Genomic DNA, 748 nt, shown 5'->3' on the forward strand with positions numbered 1-748 from the left:
ATTAGCATATTCCGGATGTGGTTCTCCATTGCGCTGCCGCCCCAACTACCGGCGAAGATGCCCGCTTTGCCCGTCGTCCAAAGTTGGATAGCCCTCTGAAAGTTTTTGTCCGTCAAATATTCCTTGTCCACCAGCCCCGCTTCGTACATTTGTTTCTCCAACTCCATCGCATCCCCGAACCGGTCGAGCGTGGCTCCGTACTTCATGCTGCCGTTCTCCAGGTACCATTGATTGCCGATAGCCGCGTTCATCGCCGCATAGCTGTCAAAGACCGTGCTGCCTACCAGCGCCGTTGTATCGTCCTGCTTGTTGCCGTCCGGGTCCTGCTCCTTGAATGCCTTCGCCACCTCGATCAATTCGTCCATCGTTGTCGGCGTCTTGAGGCCCAGCTTATCCAACCAATCTTGCCGGATCCACAGACCATGATTGGCGATGCCATCCGTCGTCCGAGCGTTCGCGACCGCATACATTTGACCATCGAAGGTCAGGTAAGGCAACAGCTCGGGATGCTCCTGCAAATATGTTTTGTAGGATGTGCTGTACTGCTCGATATAAGCGTCCACCGGCTGCAGCGCGCCTTGGGTAATCAGCTTGCCGATATAAGCCCGATCGTACTCCCAGATCAGATCAGGCGCCTGATTCGAAGCGATAAGCACGTTCAGCTTGTCTTGTGCCTGGTTTCGAGGCACGGGCACCATCGTTACGTCAATTCCGGACTGCTCCCGGATCCACTTCACCCAACGATTGT

At 55.2% G+C, this 748-nt stretch carries 1 protein-coding gene; it reads right to left on the reverse strand.

The window, feature by feature from the left end:
• A partial coding sequence (locus PAT3040_RS31830; RefSeq protein ID WP_146200617.1) for an extracellular solute-binding protein occupies positions 1-748 on the reverse strand: 748 nt, incomplete at both ends.

The organism is Paenibacillus agaridevorans (genome assembly GCF_003112455.1).
GTDB classification, from domain to species: domain Bacteria; phylum Bacillota; class Bacilli; order Paenibacillales; family Paenibacillaceae; genus Pristimantibacillus; species Pristimantibacillus agaridevorans.